The organism is Streptomyces cyslabdanicus, assembly GCF_052663305.1.
On record NZ_JBQRUW010000040.1, the window covers coordinates 70556 to 92917 of the forward strand.

The 22362-nt window shown below is 71.3% G+C and carries 21 protein-coding genes and 1 pseudogene; 11 read left to right on the forward strand and 11 right to left on the reverse strand.

Annotation, left to right across the window (positions count from 1 at the left end; genetic code table 11):
• Nucleotides 1-72 precede the first annotated feature (72 nt).
• Nucleotides 73-1614 (reverse strand): LCP family protein, encoded by a 1542-nt coding sequence (locus ACTYVM_RS23480; RefSeq protein ID WP_445527834.1) that lies wholly within the window; start codon nt 1612-1614, stop codon nt 73-75.
• Nucleotides 1615-1759: 145 nt separating this feature from the next.
• Entirely contained in the window at nt 1760-1990 is a 231-nt protein-coding gene (locus ACTYVM_RS23485) for a hypothetical protein (protein ID WP_445527835.1), read from the reverse strand.
• A 483-nt stretch (nt 1991-2473) separates the two neighbouring features.
• On the opposite strand from ACTYVM_RS23485, the gene ftsW reads away from it, so the two are divergent.
• Nucleotides 2474-3844, forward strand: coding sequence for a putative lipid II flippase FtsW (ftsW, locus tag ACTYVM_RS23490; protein ID WP_445527836.1), 1371 nt, complete (start codon nt 2474-2476; stop codon nt 3842-3844).
• A gap of 30 nt (nt 3845-3874) precedes the next feature.
• Here ftsW and rodA read toward each other — a convergent pair whose 3' ends face one another.
• On the reverse strand, nt 3875-5059 hold the full coding sequence (gene rodA, locus ACTYVM_RS23495) for a rod shape-determining protein RodA (RefSeq protein WP_445527922.1): 1185 nt from the start codon (nt 5057-5059) through the stop codon (nt 3875-3877).
• Between the two features lie 250 nt (nt 5060-5309).
• Between rodA and ACTYVM_RS23500 the strand changes: the two genes are divergently transcribed.
• Both ACTYVM_RS23500 and ACTYVM_RS23505 read left to right on the forward strand, forming a co-directional pair.
• On the forward strand, nt 5310-7127 hold the full coding sequence (locus ACTYVM_RS23500) for a phosphatidylglycerol lysyltransferase domain-containing protein (protein ID WP_445527837.1): 1818 nt from the start codon (nt 5310-5312) through the stop codon (nt 7125-7127).
• A 4-nt stretch (nt 7128-7131) separates the two neighbouring features.
• Nucleotides 7132-7542 (forward strand): ArsR/SmtB family transcription factor, encoded by a 411-nt coding sequence (locus tag ACTYVM_RS23505; protein WP_445527838.1) that lies wholly within the window; start codon nt 7132-7134, stop codon nt 7540-7542.
• 19 nt (nt 7543-7561) lie between these two features.
• Here the strand turns inward: ACTYVM_RS23505 and ACTYVM_RS23510 are convergent, their stop codons facing one another.
• From ACTYVM_RS23510 to ACTYVM_RS23525, 4 genes are all read right to left on the reverse strand, one after another.
• Nucleotides 7562-8944, reverse strand: coding sequence for an ABC transporter ATP-binding protein (locus ACTYVM_RS23510; RefSeq protein ID WP_445527839.1), 1383 nt, complete (start codon nt 8942-8944; stop codon nt 7562-7564).
• A 62-nt stretch (nt 8945-9006) separates the two neighbouring features.
• Entirely contained in the window at nt 9007-10767 is a 1761-nt protein-coding gene (locus ACTYVM_RS23515; protein ID WP_445527840.1) for an ABC transporter permease, read from the reverse strand.
• 460 nt (nt 10768-11227) lie between these two features.
• Nucleotides 11228-11962 (reverse strand): ABC transporter permease, encoded by a 735-nt coding sequence (locus tag ACTYVM_RS23520; RefSeq protein WP_445527841.1) that lies wholly within the window; start codon nt 11960-11962, stop codon nt 11228-11230.
• A 2-nt stretch (nt 11963-11964) separates the two neighbouring features.
• Nucleotides 11965-12948 carry an ABC transporter ATP-binding protein gene (locus tag ACTYVM_RS23525; protein WP_445527842.1) on the reverse strand — a complete coding sequence of 328 codons (984 nt, stop codon included), beginning with the start codon at nt 12946-12948 and terminating at the stop codon, nt 11965-11967.
• A 108-nt stretch (nt 12949-13056) separates the two neighbouring features.
• Here ACTYVM_RS23525 and ACTYVM_RS23530 point away from each other — a divergent pair, with 108 nt between their 5' ends.
• The 4 genes from ACTYVM_RS23530 to ACTYVM_RS23545 all read left to right on the forward strand — a co-directional run bounded on the left by ACTYVM_RS23530 (nt 13057) and on the right by ACTYVM_RS23545 (nt 15760).
• Entirely contained in the window at nt 13057-14343 is a 1287-nt protein-coding gene (locus tag ACTYVM_RS23530) for a sensor histidine kinase (protein ID WP_445527843.1), read from the forward strand.
• A gap of 32 nt (nt 14344-14375) precedes the next feature.
• Nucleotides 14376-15038 carry a response regulator transcription factor gene (locus ACTYVM_RS23535; protein WP_445527844.1) on the forward strand — a complete coding sequence of 221 codons (663 nt, stop codon included), beginning with the start codon at nt 14376-14378 and terminating at the stop codon, nt 15036-15038.
• Nucleotides 15039-15065: 27 nt separating this feature from the next.
• Nucleotides 15066-15227: a hypothetical protein gene (locus ACTYVM_RS23540; RefSeq protein WP_445527845.1), complete on the forward strand. Its 162-nt coding sequence runs from the start codon at nt 15066-15068 to the stop codon at nt 15225-15227.
• A gap of 155 nt (nt 15228-15382) precedes the next feature.
• A complete protein-coding gene (locus ACTYVM_RS23545) occupies nt 15383-15760 on the forward strand; it encodes a nuclear transport factor 2 family protein (protein ID WP_012895409.1) in 378 nt (125 codons plus the stop codon).
• 72 nt (nt 15761-15832) lie between these two features.
• Here the strand turns inward: ACTYVM_RS23545 and ACTYVM_RS23550 are convergent.
• Nucleotides 15833-16201 (reverse strand): annotated as a pseudogene (locus ACTYVM_RS23550) (transposase); the annotation flags it as partial.
• Between the two features lie 92 nt (nt 16202-16293).
• On the opposite strand from ACTYVM_RS23550, the gene ACTYVM_RS23555 reads away from it, so the two are divergent.
• Together ACTYVM_RS23555 and ACTYVM_RS23560 are read left to right on the forward strand one after the other, a co-directional pair.
• Nucleotides 16294-16548 carry a DUF6332 family protein gene (locus ACTYVM_RS23555; protein WP_445527846.1) on the forward strand — a complete coding sequence of 85 codons (255 nt, stop codon included), beginning with the start codon at nt 16294-16296 and terminating at the stop codon, nt 16546-16548.
• Nucleotides 16549-16584: 36 nt separating this feature from the next.
• Nucleotides 16585-17010 (forward strand): hypothetical protein, encoded by a 426-nt coding sequence (locus ACTYVM_RS23560; RefSeq protein WP_445527847.1) that lies wholly within the window; start codon nt 16585-16587, stop codon nt 17008-17010.
• Between the two features lie 443 nt (nt 17011-17453).
• On the opposite strand, the gene ACTYVM_RS23565 is transcribed toward ACTYVM_RS23560, so the two are convergent.
• Nucleotides 17454-18371 carry a DUF6891 domain-containing protein gene (locus ACTYVM_RS23565; RefSeq protein WP_445527848.1) on the reverse strand — a complete coding sequence of 306 codons (918 nt, stop codon included), beginning with the start codon at nt 18369-18371 and terminating at the stop codon, nt 17454-17456.
• Nucleotides 18372-18464: 93 nt separating this feature from the next.
• Nucleotides 18465-18935, reverse strand: coding sequence for an ATP-binding protein (locus tag ACTYVM_RS23570; RefSeq protein ID WP_445527849.1), 471 nt, complete (start codon nt 18933-18935; stop codon nt 18465-18467).
• A 156-nt stretch (nt 18936-19091) separates the two neighbouring features.
• Here ACTYVM_RS23570 and ACTYVM_RS23575 point away from each other — a divergent pair, with 156 nt between their 5' ends.
• Both ACTYVM_RS23575 and ACTYVM_RS23580 read left to right on the forward strand, forming a co-directional pair.
• Nucleotides 19092-19937, forward strand: coding sequence for a helix-turn-helix domain-containing protein (locus tag ACTYVM_RS23575; RefSeq protein ID WP_445527850.1), 846 nt, complete (start codon nt 19092-19094; stop codon nt 19935-19937).
• Nucleotides 19934-20137: a DUF397 domain-containing protein gene (locus tag ACTYVM_RS23580; protein ID WP_445527851.1), complete on the forward strand. Its 204-nt coding sequence runs from the start codon at nt 19934-19936 to the stop codon at nt 20135-20137. The genes ACTYVM_RS23575 and ACTYVM_RS23580 overlap by 4 nt, the downstream gene beginning before the upstream one ends.
• 39 nt (nt 20138-20176) lie before the next feature.
• Here the strand turns inward: ACTYVM_RS23580 and ACTYVM_RS23585 are convergent, their stop codons facing one another.
• Entirely contained in the window at nt 20177-22360 is a 2184-nt protein-coding gene (locus ACTYVM_RS23585; RefSeq protein WP_445527852.1) for a discoidin domain-containing protein, read from the reverse strand.
• Nucleotides 22361-22362 lie beyond the last annotated feature (2 nt).

Genomic DNA, 22362 nt, shown 5'->3' on the forward strand with positions numbered 1-22362 from the left:
ACCCGCGGAAGCGGGTGCGGCCCTTCGCCGTCGGCGGCCGGGCGGGCAGGGCTCCGCACCGGCGCGCCCGGCCTATCCGTAGGACAGGTTGGAGCACAGGTCGTCGTCCGCCGAGCGGGCTTCCGCCGCCACCGACGTGGGCATGGAGGTCGGCTCGGCCGAGGCCCCGTCCGCGGTGGCCGTGAAGTCCTCGCCCAGGACCACGTTGATGCCCGGTCCGGTCAGGGCCTGGAGCTCGGCACCGGGGAAGAGCTTGGCGACCGTCTCGGCCTCGGCCTGCTGGCCGGGTCCGTACTGGATCAGGGTGCTGGCGTGGTTCTGGCTGCCCGCGTTCCCGGTGTCGGTGACGGTGAAGCCGCTGCCGGTGAGCACCGAGGCGCCGCGGGTGGCGAGGCCGGGGGTGGTGGTGCCGTTGTAGACACTCACGTCGATGCCCTTGCCCAGGTCGCTGCGGCCGGTGTCCGGGGACGCGGAGGCGCCCGCCTTGCCCTTGTCGCCGCCGGCGTCCTTGCCGTCGATGGTGCGGTCGGCCCTGAGCGCGGCCCACAGCTCCGAGGCGTCCGGCTCCACGACGGCGACCCGAGCTCCCTGGTAGCGCCACGGGACCGTGACGAACTTGGTGTTGTGCAGGTCTATGTTCTTCAGCGACATCGCGAACGACAGCAGCTTGTCGGCCGAGCCCAGACCGGGGTCCACGGTGAGCGACTTGGTCGCGGCGTCGGCGAGGGGAAGCAGCTTGGTCGGGGTGAACCCGTCGGCCTTGACCTTCTTGATGAGGCTGGCGACGAACGCCTGCTGGCGCTTGATCCGCCCTATGTCGGAGCCGTCGCCGATGCCGTGCCGGATGCGGACCCAGTCGAGCGCCTGCTGTCCGGCGACGGTCCGCTCGCCCTTGGAGAACAGCAGTGAACCGCGGGTCGCCCGGTTGGGGTTGAGGTCCTTCTGGTAGATGTCCTGCGGCACGCACACCGGCACCCCGCCCACCACGTCGGTGAGCGCGGCGAATCCCTTGAAGTCGACGACGACGGTGTGGTCCACGCGCAGCCCGGTGAGGTGCTCGACGGTGTTCTGGCTACAGGCCGGGTTGCCCGCGGCGGTGCTGCCGACCGAGTACGCGGCGTTGAACATCGTGTTCGGCTGCGCCTCGGTCCAGCTACCGTTGGGAAGCTTGCAGGGCGGGATGGTGACCAGGGTGTCCCGGGGGATGGACACCGCGAGGGCGTGCCGATGGTCGGCGTAGACGTGCAGCAGGAACGCGGTGTCGGAGCGGCCTATGTCGTCCTTGCTGCCGCCGCCGAGGGCATCGTTGCCGCCGACGCGCGCGTCGGAGCCGATGACCAGGACGTTCTCCCCCTTGGACGAGCCCGCCTCGGGCCGGTCGCCGGACAGGCCGTCGGCGGCGAAGGTGTTGATGTTGCCGTTGAGCCGCAGATAGAGCCAGCCCAGACCGGCGGTGCCGAGCACCAGCAGGGACAGCGCCACCACCAGGACCGTCCGCCCGCGGGTGCGTTTGCCGCGGCCGCTGGAGGCGCGGCGGCGAGAACCGCCCCGGCGCTGGGGCGGGACACCCCTGCTCCGGCGGCGTGGCGGAGCCGTCTTGTCGCTGGTCGTCATGCGCGCACCCTCATCCGTCGTACTCATACGGAGGGGACGACTCTCCCCACCCAATGGTTGTACAGTTGCGCAATGTAGCAACAGTTGATGAGAGAGCTCCGCGACGGGGTGCGCGACCGGCCGCACCCCGAACCGGCGGGACGGGTCAGGGACTGGCCACGTCGAAGCCGTAGCGCAGCGGCTCGCCCTTCACGCGCGCGTCGCGACGGTAGACGTACACCGCATCCACCCGCACGCCGTCCCGCGGCGCCTCCACCCCGCACGGGAACGACACCTGAAGCACCCACGGCCGCCCGGCGACCTCGACCCGCATCCCGTCCGCCGGCCCGCCCACGAGGACCGCGGCCTCCTGCCCCACCACACCACCGGATTCCATGGAGACAGTTTACGGGTTGCGCAATTGTTGACCCGAGGCGATCTCCCGCCCGTCGGGCTCGGGGTCCGGGAAGCCTCCGGACGCGCACCCCCACCGTCACCGAGCTTGCCCGGCTGGCGAATTGGGGTCCTGACCGGGGAGGATGGGCGGCGTGAGTCATCCTGCCGACCTCGTCACGGTCCTCGACCGGGGCGAGGAACCCGCCCCCCTCCCCACACCGCCGACCGCACGGACGGGACGGGAGACGACGGAGGGGACGGACGGGCCACGGGCCGTGCGCCGCGGACCGCTCCGGCCCCGGAACCCGTTGTGGCGCGGTCGCGCGCCGCGGGCCTGAGGGGACGGCGGACGACCACGATGACCGCTCGTTCCGCGCGGCCGGGACCGCGCGCCCCTTCACGCGTGCCGCGAAACGGCGACTCGCCGCCGGCACCGGAGCGCCGCGCCCGGGGAGACCGCTCCCGCGGCTCTACGGTTGCACACATGCGCAATTCACAGAGTGTCCGCGCGGAGAAGCGCGCGCCGCGCCCCCCGGGCGCCAAGGCGGCGCCCGAACGCCGGCAGACCCCGCGGGTCCCGGAACCGGCGGGCCGACCGCGCGGCGGGCGTACGGGGTGGGTGTCCGCTCCCAGCGCGCTCGCGCACCGCGCCCGCACGCGGCTGAGGCGGGCCTGGGACCGGCCGCTGACCGGCTACTACCTGGTGGCGGGCAGCGCGGCGCTGATCGCCGGCCTGGGCCTGGTGATGGTGTTCTCCTCCTCGCAGATCCAGGCGTTGCGCTCCGGCTTGCCGGCCACCTACTTTCTGCGCCGGCAGATCATGTTCGCGGTGATCGGCGCGGCGCTGGCGCTGCCGGCCGCCCGGATGCCGATGAAGGCGCACCGGTGGCTGGCCTACCCCCTGCTGGCCGGGTCCGTGCTCCTGATGGCGCTGGTGCAGGTGCCGGGGCTGGGGCGGACCGTCAACGGCAACACCAACTGGCTCGACCTGGGCGGGCCGTTCGTGCTCCAGCCCAGCGAGTTCGCCAAGGTCGCGTTCGTCGTGTGGGGCGCGGACCTCCTGGCCCGCAAGCAGCAGCACAAGTTGCTGGGCCAGTGGAAGCACCTGCTCGTGCCGCTGGTGCCCGGCGCCCTGCTGCTGCTGGGGCTGATGATGCTCGGCGGGGACATGGGGACCGCGGTCATCCTGTGCGCCGTGCTGTTCGGCCTGCTGTGGCTGACCGGTGCGCCACTGCGGCTCTTCGTGGCCGCCCTGACGGGCACGGCCCTCCTGGCCACCGTGCTGATCATGACAGCCCCGCACCGGGTGTCGCGGTTCGCCTGCCTCGGCGCGACCGACCCGGGCCCGAACGACCAGTGCTGGCAGGTGGTGCACGGTCTGTACGCGCTGTCGACGGGCGGCCTGTTCGGCAACGGCATCGGTGCCAGCGTGGAGAAGTGGGGCCAACTGCCCGAGCCGCACACCGACTTCATCTTCGCCGTCACCGGGGAGGAACTGGGACTGTTCGGCACCCTGTCCGTACTGGCCCTGTTCGCCGCGCTGTTCGCGGGCGGCCTGCGCATCGCCACCCGCCGCAGCGACCCGTTCGTGCGCCTGGCGGCCGGCTCCGTCGTCACCTGGCTCGCGGTGCAGGCCTTCATCAACCTCGGCGGCGTCCTGGGGCTCGTGCCCATCGCGGGCGTACCCCTGCCGCTGTTCTCCTACGGCGGCAGCTCGCTGATCGCCACCCTGTACGCGGTGGGGCTCCTGCTCGCCGCGGCCCGCAGCGAACCCGCGGTCCGCAAGGCGCTGGAGGGCCGCGGACGCCGGGTGCGCTCGGCCCTGCTGCCGCGCCGCGCCGGGCGCCGCCGCTGAGGCGCCCGGGGTCTGAGGCCAGGCCCTGGGTCAGGCGGAGAGCGGGCGTTGCAGCCGCATGCCCTGGAGGATGCCCACGGCGACCCAGCCGGCGAACATCGACGAGCCGCCGTAGCTGACGAACGGCAGCGGCAGCCCGGTGACCGGCATGATGCCGAGGTTCATGCCGATGTTCTCGAACGCCTGGAAGGCCAGCCAGGCGGCGATGCCCGTCGCGACCACCGTTCCGTACAGGTCGGGGCAGGCGCGGGCGATGCGCAGCGCGCGCCACAGCACCACGCCGAGCAGGGCGATCAGCGCCCCGGCGCCCAGGAAGCCCAGCTCCTCCCCCGCCACGCTGAAGACGAAGTCGGTCTGCTGCTCGGGCACGAACTGCCCGGTGGTCTGCGCTCCGTGGAACAGCCCCTGGCCCAGCAGACCGCCGGCCCCGATGGCGATCCGGGCCTGGCTGGTGTTGTAGCCGACCCCGGACGGGTCGAGGGCGGGATCGGCGAACGCGGCGAACCGGTTGATCTGGTACTGGTCCAGCAGATGCAACTGCCATACCGCCACGGCCCCCAGGGCTCCGGCCGCGAGCAGGCCGGTGACCCAGCGCGCGGAGGCACCGGAGGCGAGCAGCACCCCGAGCACGATCACGCCGATGCCCATGAACTGCCCGAGGTCCGGCGTCAGGAGGACCAGCAGGGCGGGCACGCCGGCCACCGCCAGGGACTCCAGGACGCTGCGGTTGTCCGGGCTCGGCCGGTCGCCCGTGTCCACCTTGGTGGCCAGCAGCACGGCCATGGCCAGCACGATGGCGACCTTGACGAACTCCGCGGGCTGGATGGACATCCCGCCGATCATGATCCAGCGCCGCGACCCGTTGACCGTCGCGCCCAGCGGCGTCAGTACGGCGAGCACCAGCAGGAGCGTGACGCCGTACAGGACGGGGACGAGGTCCCGCAGTCGGCGCGGGCCCAGCCACATGGTGCCCACGGCCAGGGCGACCCCGATGGCGATGTTGATCAGATGCCGCGTCAGGAAGGCGTACGGGTCGCCCCCGGTCAGCTGGGTGCGGCCGCGGGTCGCGGAGTACACCAGCAGCGCGCCCAGCACCGACAGGGCCAGCGCGGCGCCCAGCAGCGGCCAGTCCAGCCGCCGCAGCACCGAGCCGAAGGCCGTCCGCGGCCCCGGTCCCGCGCGCCGACCCGTCGTCCGGGTGACCCCCGGCCCCATGAGCCCGCTCCCGACGTCCATCGCGGCTCTCCTTCGCTCTGGTTCACGCCGGTTCGCTCCGGTTGGCTCGGACCGCGCCCCGGCAGGCCGTCCCGGCTCCCGCACGGCACGGACGCCATCATCTCCCACTTGCGCAATTCGTTAAGTGAAGCACGCCGAGGAGCGTCGGGGTTCAACGACCCCCTTACGACCCCCTCCCCTGGTCACGCCCGCTCAGCAGGCTCTACGCTGGCCCCTCGTGAAGGACTCCGTGACCACCGACGAAGGCTCCTCGCGGAATCGTCTTCGCACCCTCTCGTACCACCGAGTGCCCGCCGTGGCCGGTTATCTGTGCCTGCTCGTGGGTGTGCTCGACATCGCGGGGGCGATCTTCCCCCGCGTGCGGCACGGGCGGGTGCAGACGCTGGCCGTGGCCCTGCCCGGCGCCGTGTCGACCCTGGCGACCGCCGCCTCGCTGATCGTGGGCGTGCTGATGGTGATGCTGGCGCACGCGCTGCGCCGCCGCAAACGGCGTGCCTGGCGGGGGGTGATGATCCTGCTGCCCACGGGCGCGGCACTGCAACTGCTGCACTGGCACCAGCACGTGCCCGGCGCCGTCACCGTGCTGCTGTTCGTCCTGCTGCTCGTCGCCCGCCAGGAGTTCTACGCGCTGTCCGACCCGCGCACCCGATGGCGGGCGGTGTGGAACTTCCTCCTGTTGAGCGCCTTCAGCTTCGGCGCCGGACTGCTGATCGTCGGCGCGCACCGCCGCAAGGTCGCCGCGGCCCCGCTGTCCGACCGGATCCAGCACGTCGCCTACGGTCTGGTCGGCATCGAGGGACCGGTGCACTACGCCAGCGACCGCACCGGCGACCTCGTGTACTACTCGCTCGCCGGGCTCGGCCTGCTGACCGCGGCCACCACCCTCTACCTCGCGCTGCGCCCCTCCACACCCGTACCCGTCCTCGGCGACGACGAGGAACGGCGGCTGCGCGCCCTGCTGGACCGGCACGGTGAGCGGGACTCGCTCGGCTACTTCGCGCTGCGCCGCGACAAGAACGTGCTCTTCTCCCCCACCGGGAAGGCGGCGATCGCCTACCGGGTGGTGTCCGGGGTGATGCTCGCCGGCGGCGACCCGATCGGCGACGTGGAGGCCTGGCCGGGTGCCATCAAGGAGTTCATGGACACCGCCGCCCGACACGCCTGGGTCCCCGCGGTGATGGGGTGCAGCGAGACCGGCGGCGAGGTGTGGACCCGCGAAGCCGGCCTGAACGCGCTGGAGATCGGCGACGAGGCCGTCGTCGACACCGACGCCTTCACCCTGTCCGGGCGGCCGATGCGCAACGTCCGGCAGATGGTCAACCGCATCGAACGCGGCGGCTACGCCTGCCGCGTCCGCCGTGTGCGCGATCTGTCCGCGCAGGAGACCGAGCAGATCCGGGCGGCGGCGGCCGCCTGGCGCGGCACCGCGGTGGAGCGCGGGTTCTCCATGGCCCTCGGCCGCTTCGGCGCGCCCGGCGACGGCGACTGCGTGGTCGTCACCGCGCACAAGGAGCCGGAAAGCGGCGCCCCCGCGCCCGGTGGGGACATCCGCGCGGTCCTGCACTTCGTGCCCTGGGGCCCGGACGGGATCTCCCTGGATCTGATGCGCCGCGACCGCACGGCCGACCCCGGCCTGAACGAACTCCTCATCGTCAAGGCCCTCCAGCAGGCCCCCGGCCTGGGCGTCAGCCGGGTCTCGCTGAACTTCGCGATGTTCCGCGCCGCGCTCGCCCGCGGTGAACGCCTGGGCGCCGGACCGGCCCTGCGCGCCTGGCGCGGCCTGCTGCTGTTCCTCTCCCGCTGGTTCCAGATCGAGTCGCTGTACAAGTTCAACGCCAAGTTCCAGCCCCGGTGGGAACCGAGGTTCCTGGTCTATCCCGCGGGTCGGGACCTGCTCCGCATCAGCCTGGCCGCGCTCCAGGCCGAGGCGTTCCTCGATCTGTCCTGGCCCGTCCCGTGGCGGCGAAAGCCCCGGCTGCCGGAGCCCGCGCCCGCCAGGTCGGAGCCCGCCGCGCTGGAGCCGCCCGGCGGACCGCCGGTACCATAGTTGCATGGATACGCAAGGACAGGTGTGGGACGCCGAGGCGGCGGACCGGGCGGTGGCGGTGCTCAAGGCGGTGGCGGACCCCTCCCGCTACCGGCTGCTGTGGGCACTCAGCCACGGTGAGCAGCCGGTGAGCGAGCTGGCCCGGATACTGGGTGCCCATGTGGCCGCGACCTCCCAGCACCTGGCCAAGCTCCGGGCGGCCGGTCTGGTCACCACGCGCCGGGACGGCACGCGCATCTACTACCGGGCCGCCGAGGTGCGACCCCTGCTGGAGGCCGCGCACCTCGCGGGCACCGACGGCGGCGGCCCGGGCACCGGCGGCCCCGGCGGCGAGGACGGCGCGCTCGCGCCGCGGCGGGCCGCCGCCGCCAACCCGTTGCGCGCGCGCCGCGCGGCCCTGGACGGCACCCCCTGACGCGGTGGTCCCGCGGGGCTCAGCCGGCGTACGGGGCGCCCACGGGCGCGGCCGCGTCGCCGGTGTCGTCGAGGCGGTACTCCTCGGGTCCGGCGTCGTAGGCGTACAGCTCGGCGTAGCGGCCCCAGTCGGTGGCCGTCTCCAGCTGCTGCTCGACCTGCTCGCTGGTGTAGTGATGGGCCAGCAGATCACGGAAGAAGCCCGCCCGCGCGGTGCCGTCCGCCTTGCCCCGCACACTGCTGGTGATCACCTTGACCAGCGGCAGCTGGATCGCGGCCCGGGCGAAGATGGTCTTCGACTCCTGGACGTCGGCCCCGGCGAACGCGGTCCCGATGTCGGTGAGCAGCAGGTCGTTGCCGCTGAACCCGGCGAAACCGAGCAGGTCCAGGGCGTCGACCTGGGGCATGATGTCGTCGACCTCGAGGCCGAGGTCGTCGGCGAGATCGGCGAGGTCGCAGCGCCCGCCCCGGTGCAGTACCAGCTCCGCCAGGCCCGACAGCCCGTCCACGCTCGCCTGCGGCAGCGGGGAGTTGGCCACCGTCCGCCTCTCCAGGTCGGTCTGCTCCTGGCGGCCGGGGGTACGGCTCTCCTTCTGCCGGCCGGTCATGGTGCGGTAGACCCGGTCGATCATGTCCTCGAAGGCGGCGGAGTTGCGGTCGCGGGGCCGGTCCAGACCGACCTCGAAGACCTCGCGGATGGTGCCGTAGGGACGGGAGCCGAGCACCACGATCCGGTCGGCCATCAGGACCGCCTCCTCGATGTTGTGGGTGACCAGCACAATGGCCCGGGTCGGGAACTGGCCCGACTCCCACAGCTCCATCAGCTCGCCGCGCAGGTTCTCCGCGGTGAGCACGTCCAGGGCGGAGAAGGGCTCGTCCATCATCAGCACGTCCGGCTCGACCACCAGCGCGCGGGCGAAACCGACGCGCTGGCGCATGCCGCCCGACAGCTCCTTGGGGTAGGCGGACTCGAAGCCGTCCAGGCCGATCAGGTCGATGGCCAGGCGGGCGGCCTCGGCGCGCTCCACGGGGTGCACACCCTTGGCCTCCAGGCCGAGTTCGACGTTCTGCTGCACGGTCAGCCAGGGCAGCAGCGCGAACGTCTGGAACACCATCGCCGTACCGGGGTTGGCGCCGGTCAGCGGGGCGCCCTTGTAGCTGACGGTGCCGGAGCTGGCCGGGAGGAGTCCGGCCAGGCAGCGCAGCAGCGTCGACTTGCCCGAGCCGGACTTGCCCAGCAACGCGACGACCTCACCGGCGCGGATCTGAAGGTCGATGCCGGAGAGCACGGGCAGTTCACCGTCGGCGCCCGCGTACGACTTCGTCAGGCCGACGGTTTCCAGCAGCAGCTCGCCGTCGGCCGGGCGGGCGTCCTGCGTGACCTGGAGGGTGTTCATCGCCATGGCATGTCCAAGCTGTGGGGTGCGGAGTACGAGTGGGCGCCCGGGGCGCGGACGGAGGGGGATCACAGGGAGTACCGGGACTCGGCCAGCCGGTACAGCCGGCGCCAGAGGAAGCGGTTGAGGCAGACGACGTAGGCGCTCATCACCACGACGCCGGCGATCAGCTGGGGATGGTTGCCCTCCTCCGTGGCGCGGGCGATGTAGGCGCCCAGGCCCGTGGCGGTGAGCGTGACGCCGCCGAAGGTGACGACCTCGGCGACGATGGAGGCGTTCCAGGCGCCGCCGGAGGCGGTGATGCCGCCGGTGACGTACGAGGGGAAGATGCCGGGGATGATCAGCCGCCGCCAGCGCTGCCAGCCTCGCACCCCGAGGTCGTCCATGGCCTCACGCAGGTCCGTGGGTATGGCCATGGCACCGGCGATGGTGTTGAACAGGATGTACCACTGGGCGCCCAGCGCCATCAGGAAGATGCCGCCGATGTCGATGCTCAGGCCGGTCCGCAGGAAGAACCACACGGCCAGCGGGAAGAGGAAGTTCGCCGGGAAGGACGCCAGCACCTGCACCACGGGCTGGGCGATCCTCGTCAGCCGCGGCGAGAAACCGATCTTCACGCCGATCGGCACCCACACCACCGTGGCCACGGCGACCAGGACGGTGACGCGGGCCAGGGTGGCGAGCCCGAGCAGCAGTGGTTCGCCGAACACGCCCAGGCCCGTGTGGTCGTACAGGTAGAGGCAGAGGTCGACCAGGCCCCAGACGATCAGTCCGCCCGCCACCAGGGCGAAGGCGACGTCCCCGGCGCGCCGCTTGCCCTGCTGCACCACGAGCGGCCGGTCGTCGGTGCCGAAGACGCGCCCGGCCCGGCTCAGCGCCCGGCCGGCCGGGCGCAGGAGGCGGCCGGCCAGCCGGGGCCAGTCGGAGCGGCGCAGGAAGTCCAGGACGACCGACCGCTGCACCTCGCTGGCCTCGGACTGCTCGATCTTGAACTTCTCCGCCCAGGCGGTCAGCGGGCGCCAGAACAGGAAGTTCACCCCGATCACCATGATCGCCATGGTGAGGATGGCGCAGCCGACCTTGGCCAGGTCGCCGTCGGCGATCGCGGCCCCGGCGTAGGAGCCGACGCCGGGCAGGGCGTAGTCGGTGTGACCGAGGGTGACCGCCTCGGAGGCGACGAGGAAGAACCAGCCGCCGCCGAAGCTCATCATGCCGTTCCAGACCAGGCCGATCATTCCGGCGGGCAGCTCCACCTTCCAGAAGCGCATCCACCGGGTGAAGCCGAACGACCGCGACAGCTCGTCCAGTTCGCGCGGCAGCGAGGTGAGGGAGTGGTAGAAGCCGAAGGTCATGTTCCACGCCTGGGAGGTGAAGATCGCGAAGATCGAGGCACACTCCAGGCCGAGCATCGAGCCTGGGAACAGGGCGACGAACCCGGTCACCGCCACCGTCAGGAACGCCAGCACCGGCACGGACTGGAGGATGTCCAGCGCCGGGATCAGGACCCGTTCCAAACGGCGGCTCTTGGCGGCGGCGTAGGCGTAGACGAAGGTGAACACCGTGGACAGGGTCAGGGCGACGAACATGCGCAGCAGTGAGCGGGCGGCATCGTAGGGCAGCTGTTCGATGCCGGTGTCCACCTTCGCGGACTGGCTGGTGGAGAACGAGACCGTGATCCCTTTCCCCACGTGCAGCGTGACGTACAGCAACACCAGAACCGCTGCGGCGACCACCAGGTCCACCCAGGTCATCCGGGTGAGACCGCCGGCGAACCGGGCGGGGAACGAGGCCCGCGAGCGCGAGGCGGGCGCACTCGTCCGGAACGACATCACAGGCACCTCCAACCGCGCTCCGCCCGGACTGCGGCACATGGGTGCCCCGGTGCGAGCGCGCCGCGGCGGCGGCGCTCGCCCAGGGCCAGGCATGACAGGGTACGGCGAGAAAGCGGCAAAAAGAGAAGAAGGGAAGAAGAGGGGAAGAAGGAGGGGGAAAGAGGAAAGCAAGAAGGAACGAGAAGAACGAGAAAAAAGCGGACGACCGGGGCGGCGGTCAGAGATCGCCGGAGAGGCCGCTCGGACTGGGTGGGTCGATGTCCACGAGTGCCTCCGTTCAGCCATGCGGTTCCGTCGGGGGACACGGGCCTCGCGCACGGCGCGACAGGCGGGTGCCGACAGGTAGTGTGCCGCTTATTGCATCGACACGCAAATAGAGTGGCCCCGGCGGTCTGGAGCACCGGGGCCGGAGGCGGGAACGCCGGGGGCCGAAGGGCGGGAACGCCGAGGCCGAGGGTCAGGCGTCGCGTCGCCGCAGCGACCACCAGCCGGCCAGCAGCGCGGCCACCGCCCACAGCCCGGTCACCGCGAGCCCCGTCCACGGACCGGGACCGCCGGCCACCTGCTGGTGCAGGACCTGTTGTCCGGCCCGGTCCGGCAGATAGCCGGCGGCGCCCTCGGCGATGTCCCCGACCACGAAGGACACGATCAGGATGAACGGGATGAGCAGGCTGAGCACCGCGACGGCGCTGCGCAGCAGGAAGGTCAGTCCCGCGGCGAGCAGTGCCATCAGGGCGAGGTAGATCCCGGCGCCGACGCAGGCCCGCAGCGCTCCCGGCGCGTCGAGGCCGATGGCGTACTCCCCCAGGAACGCCTGGCCCACGAGGAACGTGGTGAATCCGGTCACGAGCCCCACGGCGAGGGCGGCGGCCCCCAGGACGGCCGTCTTGGCCGCGCAGAACAGGCCACGGCGCGGCACGGCCGACAGGGAGATCCGCAGGGCACCGCCCGTGTACTCGGACGAGACGGCGGTGGCCCCGAAGGCGACGGCGGCGATCTGCGCGAAGTTGATCGCGTAGAAGGCGCCGAAGAGGGGATCCTCACCGTTGTCCGCCTCCGCCCGGCCGACGGTGGAGTAGACGAGCAGGGTGATGGCCAGGGTGGCGGCGAAGACCGCGACGAGCGAGCCGAAGCTCGCCCGCACCGACCTGATCTTGATCCACTCGGAGTGGAGAACGGCCGTGACGGACATGGTCACACCTCCTGCGGGGTGGTCGGGGACGCGGCGGCCCCGGTGGCCGCGGCGGTCTCGGTGGCCGCGGCGGCGAACTCGGCCTCGCCCGTGGTGAGGGCGAGATAGGCCTGCTCCAGGGAGGCCCGTTCGTCGATGAGCTGGAGGACCGGGATGCCCGCGCGGGCGGCGACTGCTCCGATCTGCTCGGCTTTGGCGCCCTCGACCACCAGCGGGCCGCCGCCGTCGCCGTCGCCGCCGCCGTCCGCCACCGTGTATCCCTCGGCAAGGAGCGCGGCCCGCAGCCGGGCGGGGGCGCCGACGCGCACCCTGACGCGCGGCTGGCTGTGCTGGTCGATGAAGTCCTCCATGGGGGTGTCGGCGAGCAGCCGGCCCCGGCCGAGCACGACGAGGTGGTCGGCGAAGGCCGCGGTCTCGTTCATCAGGTGGCTGGAGACCAGGACCGTGCGGCCCTCCCGGGCCAGCCGGCGCAGCAGCTCGCGCATCCAGACGATCCCTTCCGGGTCGAGACCGTTGGCGGGTTCGTCCAGCATGAGGACGGGCGGGTCCCCGAGGAGCGCGGCGGCGACGCCGAGGCGCTGGCGCATGCCGAGGGAGAAGGTGCGGATGCGGCGGCGTGCCACGGTGGCCAGACCGGTGTCCTCGAGGACCTCCTCCACACGGCGGGCCGGGAGGCGGTTGCTGACGGCGAGGAAGCGCAGATGGTCGCGGGCGGTGCGGGAACCGTGGGCCGCCTGCGCGTCCAGCAGGGCGCCGACGGTGCGCAGGGGGTCACTCAGGGACGCGTAGGGGCGGCCGCCCACGGTGGCGGAGCCGGCGGTGGGGCGGTCGAGGCCGAGGACGAGCCGCATGGTGGTGGACTTGCCGGCACCGTTGGGGCCCAGGAACCCGGTGACCCGGCCCGGTTCGATACTGCACGTCAGACGGTCGACGGCCCGGGTGTCGCCGTACTCCTTCGTGAGGTCCCGCAGTTGGATGCTGTTCATGGCTACAGCGTGGCCGCGCGGGCGGGGGTTGGGCCTCCCCCGCCGGAGGAAACCGTCTCCCCCATGCGGGGGAGACCTCTGCCCTGCCCGTGCTGCGAGGATGGCGGCATGCCAGGCCCGCTGTCGCCACTGACCCGTGCGGTCACCTACACCCGTTGGCTCCACCTGCTGGTGGGGGCGATCGTGCCGATCGTCTGCGCCATGGTCTATCCGGGCCTGGTCGCCCCGTCGGCCGCCGACTGGGCGCTGATCGCGGTTCTTCCGGTCCCTCTGGTGCTGGCCGTGGCCCTGGTGCCCTCGATCCGCCGCGCGGAGGGGCTCCAGGCGCGGCTGATGCTGTTCCCCGGGCCGCACGCGCGGGTGAGGGGCGAGGAGGATCCGGGGGTCTCCGCCACGCCGTCCGCCTCGTGGAGCGACCGGGCCAGAACGGGTGCCTGGATGGTGCTGCGCATGGAGGCGGGACTCGCGGTCGCGCTGGTGTCGGGCCAGTTGATGGCGTTCTCGCTGTCGCTCGTCGGGGCGGCCGTCGGGGATCCCACCGTCGCCGACCCGTTCCTTCAGGTTCCCGGGTCCGGCTGGTGGTATGCCCTCCTCGTCCCGGCGCCCGTGCTGGTACTGCTCGCGGTGACCGCCGCGGCGGGCGCCCTCATGGCCCAGGCCGCCCGCCGCCTGCTCGGGCCGTCGGTCAGGGAGCGGCTGTCGGAGCTGGAGGAGCGCACCGAGCGGCTGCTGGAACGCAACCGGATCGCGCGGGAGTTGCACGACTCCCTCGGCCACGCGCTGACGCTGGCCGTGGTCCAGGCGGGTGCCGCGCGGGCGGCCGCCGACCCGGAGTTCACCGACCGGGCGCTGGAGGCCATCGAGGAGACCGGCCGGGCCGCGCTGGAGGACCTGGAACAGGTTCTGCTCATGCTCCGGGACACCGGACGGCCGGCCGGCCCACGCCCCGCTCTCGGCCAGGCGGACCGGCTGCTGGAATCCGCGCGGTCCTCGGGCGCCCGGGTCGACGCCGAGGTGACCGGGCCGCTGGAGGACGTGCCCGAACCGGTCTCCCGCGAGGGCTACCGGATCCTCCAGGAGGCGCTCACCAACGTCCTGCGGCACGCGGGGCCCGTCGACGTGCGCGTCCGCATCGCCGTGGAGCGAGCACGGCTGCGGCTGGAGGTGCGCAACTCACTGACCGGGGCGGGCTCGACAGCCGGCGGCGCGGTCTCGACGGCCGGCGGCGGGGGCTCGACGGCCGACGCGGTCAGGGCGGCGGGCGGCGCGGTCAGGGCGGGTGGTGGCCGCGGGCTGCGCGGGATCCGGGAGCGGGCTGCGCTGCTCGGCGGCGAGGCCAGGGCGGGCCGGGACGGCGACGGGTGGCTGGTGCGCGTCGACCTGCCGCTGCGGTGATCCGGTGCCTGCCGGCACACTAGGCTGAACGAATGCCGATCACCGTTCTCCTCGTCGACGACGAGCCGCTCGTACGGGCGGGTCTGCGCGCGGTGCTGGAGGCGCAGCCGGACATCGAGGTGGTGGGCGAGGCGGCCGACGGGGCCGCCGTGATCCCCCTGGTGCGGCAACTGCGCCCCGACGTCGTCGCCATGGACGTACGCATGCCGCTCATGGACGGCATCGAGGCCACCCGGGCCGTGCTGCGCACCGTGCCGAACCCCCCGAAAATCGTGGTGGTGACGACCTTCGAGAACGACGAGTACGTGTACGGGGCGCTGCGCGCGGGCGCCGACGGCTTCCTGCTCAAGCGGGCGCGCCCGGCGGAGATCGTGCACGCGGTACGGCTGGTGGCCGCGGGTGACTCGCTGCTGTTCCCGGCGGCGCTGCGGGAGTTGGCCGCCAGGTACGGCGAGGACCACGGCAACACGGCGGCCCGGACGGCCATGGAGCGCGCCGCGCTGACCGACCGGGAGGAACAGGTGCTGCGCCTCATGGCCCGCGGCCTGTCGAACGCGGAGATCGCCGCGCGCCTGGTGGTGGGCACCGAGACCGTCAAGTCCCACGTGAGTGGGGTCCTGACAAAACTCGGCGCCCGCGACCGCACCCAGGCGGTCATCGCGGCGTACGAGTCCGGTTTCGTCGCGCCGGGTTGAGCCGGGGCGGGCGGGTGGTCCCGCGCCATGACACGTCGCGGACCCGGGCCCGGGTCCGAGTCCGAGTCCGAGGGCAACGGTGTCAGGGCCAGGCAGCCCGACGCGGACATCACTCACGCCCGCCAGTTGGGCCTGGTCAAGCTCCTGGCCGAGGGACCGGCGGTGGAGATCCTGGGCTGGGTTGGGTGAGGTTGGCTGGTGGCGGGCGCGGCTGCTCGTCCGCGCGAGTATCAGGTGACCACGCTGGTCTACTTGTCGGCTAGTGCTGTGACCGGGATGGTCCACCGTGATCGGAAGGCGGCTCGCGGGACGAGCGCACGCGCAATGGCTGGTATTACTGGGGCATGCAGGAAGAGACGGCACGCTCCGCGATCGACACGTTCATCTCCGCGTTCAACGCCTCGGACGACAGCTATGTGACTGCCCTGCTCTCCCAGGCCCTGACCTCAGACGTGGTCTTCTGGGGGCCGTTGGGTCGCAGCGAAGGAATCGCGGCGGTCGAGCGGTTCGTGCTGGACATCCGGCGCCACCCGGCGGGGACCGGCACGATGGTGCGCTGCTCAGCGGTGGACATGCCTGACGAGTGGGCCCGGTACCAGTGGGTCTTCACCACGCCGGATGGAGGCCCCCGCCTGACGGGAACGGACGTCGTCCATCTGCGGCGGAGCCTCATCGACCAGGTCATCGTCTTTGCGGGGGAGATCGAGCCGTCCGCCTCCTGAGTCGTCCTTCTGTCGCTGTCCTTCTCGTGAACTTGTCCCTTTCGGCACTCCGGGGCTGCGGTTCGCGGTCGGTCAGGCTGCGGCGTTGAGGGGGCGTCCGCCCCGGCGGATGCCCTTCTCGCTGCGGATGCGGACGCGTTCCTTGCGTTGGGCCGCAAGTACGTCGGGGTGGCGGGCGTTGGCGTTGCGCCAGCGCACGTAGCGGTGCAGTGCCTGGGTTTGCGTGGGGTGGCTGCGGTGGTGGGAGTTGGCCAGGGTGAACTGCCGCAGCAGGCCGAAGTGGGCCTCGATCGGGTTGGCCCAGGATGCGTAGGTCGGGGTGAAGCACAGCTCGACCTTGTTCTTCTTCGCCCAGCGGCGGATGTCGGCGCCGGTGTGGGCGGAGAGGTTGTCCAGGATGATGTAGATCGGGGCGCCGTCGGGTCGGGCGGCGCGGATCGAAGCCCTCTCAATTGGTAAGTGCGTCTCCGCACGTGAGAGTCAGGCTGGCCGGCCCAGGCGCCATGGCTTGACCGTGATGTGAGACTTGCGGCATGGACATGGGGCGTGAGTCGCGGTGGGAAAAGGACGCAATGACGGTGGAGATCGTTTTCGCCCTGGTGACTGCCGTCGCGTTGGCTGCGGCGGTCTTCGCCGTCGCTCTGACTCTCGCACTGGCCTTTGACATCTCTGGTTCAGAGAAGAAGGGCGTGTTGGTAGGGGGTGCACTGCTCGGAGCGGCGGCCGGGATGTGGCGTCTGGTACGGGTGCTGCGTCGGTTCGACAAGCAGCGCCGAATGGGCCGCTGACTGCGGTCCACTCCTTGATGTCAGTAGCCTACCGGGGTGGGGTTCGTTGAGCGGCGGGTGCCGGATGAGTTGTGGCAGTTGTTCCAGCGGGTGGTGCCGGAGGAGAAGCTCGCCGACGCGAAGAAGCTGTTGAGCCTCCCGCATATCGTCGTGATCTGCGGCTCCACCCGCTTCATGACCGAGATGAACGAGGCCGATCTGCGGGAGACCAAAGCCGGAAAGATTGTCGTCAAACCGGGCTGTGACATGAAGTCGCCGCACGAACTTTGGTCCGATCCTGTCGAGGCCGAGGCGCTGAAGGTTCGACTCGACGATCTGCACCGGGCGAAGATCCGGCTCGCTGATGAGGTGCTCGTAGTCGGCGACTACATCGGAGACAGCACTCGAGCCGAAATCGCCTACGCCCGGTCGCTGGGCAAGCCCATGCGGTTCACGCACCCCGAGGTCGACCCTGACGCCTGACCGTCCGCTGCCACCTCGACAACCAGGGCCGGCAGCCCGCCGTCTGACCGTCTCGCGGCGGCTTCGGCCGCCGCCCACCCCACACCCTCCGCAGGCATCCCTTGGAATTGATCATCTAGGCGAAGGCCTCTCGGGCCAGGCTGATTTCAGGCGTTGCCCGACGCCCATGACACCGCCACGGATACCACCGGTGGACAGCGGCGCCAGTCTCAGAGCGGGTCTCCAGGACCATAAGGGCCGAAGGCGTTCCGCTGCCCGTTGTCGACCGCTCACCCAGCCCACTGGCAGGCGGTCAGTCGCGCCACCACACGCCAGGGCTGACAGTACAGCCTCTTTCGGTGAGCAGGGGGTTCACCACGCCGATGGCGCCCTGGCGGTCGACGGACTCGGCCGTCCGCTCGCCCTGGTCCTCACCGGCGGGAACACCAACGACACGTAGGTCCCTAGCCGACCAGGCGGCGGCGCCAGTCCAAGGGGGTGACGGTGATGGCCCGGCCGGGGTCACGGCTCCACTCGGCGTGGAGACCGACTGTTTCGAGTGCGGCCACGACCTCGTGGCCAATGGCTGCGGTGGTCTCGGACGAGCCGTCGAAGCCGCCGTAGAGGAGCATCAGTCCGTGGCCGGCCGCGGCAGAGTCCGTGCACTGGGTGTGGAAGTAGACGAAGCCGCGGGCGTCGGGCCCGCCTTCGCCACCGATCTCGGACTGGCCACAGCTACGGCAACAGGTGAAGTTCTCGCGGGCCGTGATACCGGCATCCTGCAGGGCGGTGAACGCGCGGGTCAGCCGCTCAGGGTCCGTCTCGCCCTGCCACTCGGCCTGCTCCGCGACCCGCTCCAGCCACAACCGGTCGGCCAGCGACTGTGCCTGCTCGCGCGAGACGGGCCGGCGCTCATGGGTGACCAGATACTCCTCAGCGAGCTCGGCCAGTTCGGCGCGGAAGGCGTAGCCGCCAACTAGCACCTCACGGACGCGCTTCTCCAACTCCTCGCGCTCGTCTTCGCGGAGGTCGAGCGGCGGCACCTCGCGGGCGGGGCCCATGTCCAGCAGCGACCAAGCCAGGCTACCGTCCCATCCAGCCTCCTGGCGTGCCCAGCCGGTCATCGCCTCGATCAGGACCTCGGGCCCGTCGGCCATCGCCTGGAACTGCCGGTCAGCGGCGCCGTCGCGGTACTCCAGCGTGTAGTCGCCACCGGCCTTGTACCACACCTGGGCGAAGACGTCAGGCAGGTCGGGTATCCGCTGGACCACCAGGAACCGGTCACCGTCACCACCGATCCGCCGGACCAGCCCTGCCAGCTCCTCGGCGGACACACGGACGTGCCGCTCCCAGTTCTCCGTCTTCACCACGATCTCGAGCATGCGCAGACTCTGACATACCCCTCTGACAGCAGACCTCTCGGAACCCGCGACGCAACTGCTGCTGCGACGGTGTTGCAACGGCGCAAGCCGCTGTCACGCGGACGGCAGGTCCAGCTCGGCCCGGACCGTCTTCCCGGGCAGGGCCACGCCCGGGGACACACGGTCTAGCACCTCCCACCGGTCGGCGAGCGCGTCGACGAGCAACAGGCCCCGACCCGCCTCGTCGAGGAGGGGCGGTGACGGTGCGAGGTCGGCGGGCCCCGGCGGCCGGCGTTCACCTCGGGTGTCGGACACCTCGATGCGCAGCAAGACGTCCGGAGTGTGCGCCAGACGCAGTTCGAAGTCCCGGCCGGGTACGCGGCCGTGGGTCACGGCGTTGGCGGCCAGCTCGCCGACGATCGTGGCGGCGGTGTCCGAGAGCGAGGTGCCGTGCGGGATGCCCCAGGTGTGCAGTTGGGTGAGGGCGAGGTGCCGGGCGAGGCGGGCGCCGAGTGGGGTGGAGCTGAAACGCTGACTGAACATACGTACGGTAACCGACGATTGAGGCGCGGAGGGTGCGGTCATGGGCCCAATCTGGCGGCCCGAAACACCCTTTGGCCAGGCAGACACTGCGTACGCTGCGGCAGCGTACACACCCACGGACTGGACGGTACACATGACGGTCCGTAACCATGGTCGTGCTCGATGTGTGCGGCGGGGCAAGTGCGCGGGAGGTTGCCGATGGTGGCGGACAGCACGGTGGGGGCGGGGACCGGCGGCGAGCCCGAGTGCTCGGACAGTCTTCGGACGTTCGGCGCGGTCGTCCAGGCGTTGCGCGAACACGCCGGTCTGAGCCGGGCGGAGTTGGGTGAGCGGGTCAGCTTCTCCAGACACACGGTGGCTTCCGTGGAGTTGGGCCGCAGGATGCCGGACCCGGCCTTCGTGGAGCGGGCCGAGGAGGCCCTGGGCAACACGGGCGCGCTACGGAAGGCCGCGGGCCATTTGGCACGGCAGCCGGGGCTGGCGGCGTGGTTTCGGCAGTGGGCCAAGCTGGAAAGTACGGCGATCAGCCTCAACACGTACGAGTGCCGCCTGGTTCCTGGCCTGTTGCAGACGGAGGCGTATGCGCGCACGCTGTTCGTGAACCAACTGCCGCCGCTGGGCGATGAGCAGATCGAGGCCCAGTGGGTGGCGCGAGCAGAGCGGCAGAGGCTTCTGTGGGAGGGGACGAACACGGCGTTCAGCTTCATCCTGGAGCAGCATCTGTTCCTACGGTGCACCGGCGGCGTGGACGTGACACGAGAGCTGATCGACCACGTGCTGGGACTGGCGGAACTGCGGAACGTCGAAGTGCAGGTGATGCCTCAAGTGCGTGAGAGCCATGCTGGGCTTGATGGGCCAATGCAGTTGCTTGAGACCCCCGAGAATCGGTGGTTCGCGTACAACGAAGGCCAACGTGGCGGACTGTTTGTGTCCGACGCCAAGGAGGTCAGCGTCCTGCAGATGCGGTATGCCAGGATGCGCTCACAGGCTCTCACCCTCGAAGACTCCGTGAGCCTGTTGCAACGGATGCGAGGAGCCCAATGAGCACGAGCGACCTGGCTTGGTTCAAGAGCAGTTACAGCAGCGGAGGAGACGGCGACTGCGTCGAGGTGGCCGTCTCCCGGCAGGAGCCGGCAGCCGCCGAGGCGGTCCACGTCCGGGACTCCAAGGACAGGAATGGCCCTCAACTCGCCCTCTCCCCCAACGTGTGGAACGACTTCGTGTCCTACGCCGCCCACGCCTGACGCGCTGCAGCAGCGCGCCGGGCGCGGGCGGTCAGGCGGTCATGAGGTCAGATAGGCCTCCACCTCACTGAACTGGCCCGCCGGCCACCCCGTGTTGGCGGTGACCGTCAGGCGGAGCCAGCGGAGGTTGGTGCCGGTCGGCAGGGACACCGTGGCCGTGTTGCCGGTGGCCGGGTCGAAGCGGTAGCCCTGGGAGCCGACGACGGTGGAGTAGGTCGAGCCGTCGGTGCTGCCCTGCACGGTGATGGTCTGGGTGCGGGCCTCCCAGGCCTGCGCCGGCGGCAGCTTCAGCACCAGTCGGCGGACGGCCTGGTTCGAGCCGAGGTCGACCGTCAGGGACTGCGGGAAGGCGTTGTTGGTCGACTCCCAGTAGGTGTTGGCGTTCCCGTCAACCGCGTTGCCCGGGGTGTAGACGTCCTGGGAACCGGTGGCGGTGGCCGGGCGGCCCTGGGCGAGGTTGCGGCCCGGGTCGGGGTCGGGGTTGCCCTGGCCGGGCTGCGGCCAGGTCGAGCAGTCCGACCAGGTCGTGTTCCAGCCGGAGTTGCCGCCACCGTCGGCCAGCGCGAAGCTGCCCGAGTTCGCCGGGTAGGGGCAGTTGTAGAGGCCCGCCGCGCCCACGCCGGTGGCGGTGACGCCGCGGAAGGTCGCCGCGCCCTGCGCCTCGGCCTGGACGACGACCGTGCCGGTGTTCTTCACGGTCGCGCCGTCCACGGTGACGCCCTTGACCGGGTACCCGTTGCCTCCGCCCGAGACGAACTCGAAGGCGCTGTACGGGCTGTCGGTGATCGTGGTGTTGGTGATGCTGACGGTGGCGTTGATGGCGCTGTCGTAGGAGTCGACGCGCAGCGCGCCCATCGGATGGTTCCAATTGGGGTTCATCGCGCCGGCGCGCACCAGGGTGTTGCCGTCGACCGTGATGGTGCCGGCCAGTGGCGAGAAGGGGTCGAGGAACTTCTGGTTGGAGATCGCGATGCCGCTGCCGAGGGCGTTGGTGTCGGAGATCAGGTTGTTCCTGACCGTGATGTCCGTGCCGCCGTAGATCGCGATGCCGTTGGCGAGGTTCGGCTGCGAGATGGTGTTGTTCTCGAAGCTGCTGTTGGTGTCCGGCCCGTACAGCGACCACATGGCGAGTGAGTCGTCGCCCTGGTTGCGCAGGAAGTTGTTGCGGACCTTCACGCCCTTGGCGGTGCCGTTGAGGTTGAGGCCGTCGGCGGTGGTGTCGAGGATGCGGCTGTTCTCGACGACGAGGTTGTCGTTGTTGCCGGTCAGCCACAGGCCGACCTTCAGGTGCTGGAGCCACATGCCGGATACGGAGGAGCCTGGTCCGAGCGCGCCGTTGACGAAGTTGTCGGGGTTGGAGTCGACGCGCTCGGTGACCTCGCCGATGACCGCGAAGTCCTTGATGTGCACGTTCCCCGAGGAGCTGGACTGGTCGATGAAACGGGAGGTGTGCACGACCGAGTACCAGCTGCCCGCGCCCTGGAGGGTGACGTTCTGGACACCGCTGAGGGAGGAGGTGATCCGGTAGTCGCCCGGCGGGATCCACACCACGCCGCCCTGTGCGGCGGCGATGGCGTCCCGGAAGGCCTGGGTGGAGTCGCCCTGGCCGCTGGGGTCGGCGCCCTTGGAGGTGACGGAGACCGACCCGGCGGGCTGGGAGGCGGCCGCGGCGACCTGCTCGAAGTCGGCGACGTCCACCGTGACCTGGACGTCGGCGGCCTCGACGGCGACCTTGTCGCCGGGCTGGACGTTCTGGCCCAGCAACAGCCGCGTGTTGTCGAAGAAGTGGTGCGTCTTGGCGCCGGCGATCCAGCCGGTGTCGACGTAGGAGTACTTCGAGGTGACCGCGAGCGTCCTGGGCAGCTTGGTGCCGTTGACGTACACGTTGAGCGTGCCGGACTGGCCGTCGGGGACGCTGTAGGAGACGTTCACGGCGTTCGCGGCACTCGGCACGGTGAACTCCACGCGCTGCCCGGCGGCCAGCCGGACGGCCTGGCGTCCGGAGGCCTCGGAGGCGAGGGTGCCCTGGGTGTAGTCCGGCCCGATCCTGGTGCCGTTGCTGGTCGCCGCCTCCGCCTCGACCGAGGTGAAGGGGAGGGTGGCGCCCGCCGCGGCGTGGGCGGCGGGCGTGCCGAGGGTGACGAGCATGCCGGCGGCGAGGGCGACGCTCGCCCCGATGGCCGGCAGGCGCCGGGCTGATCCGGCTCTGGTGTGCGCGTGCATGT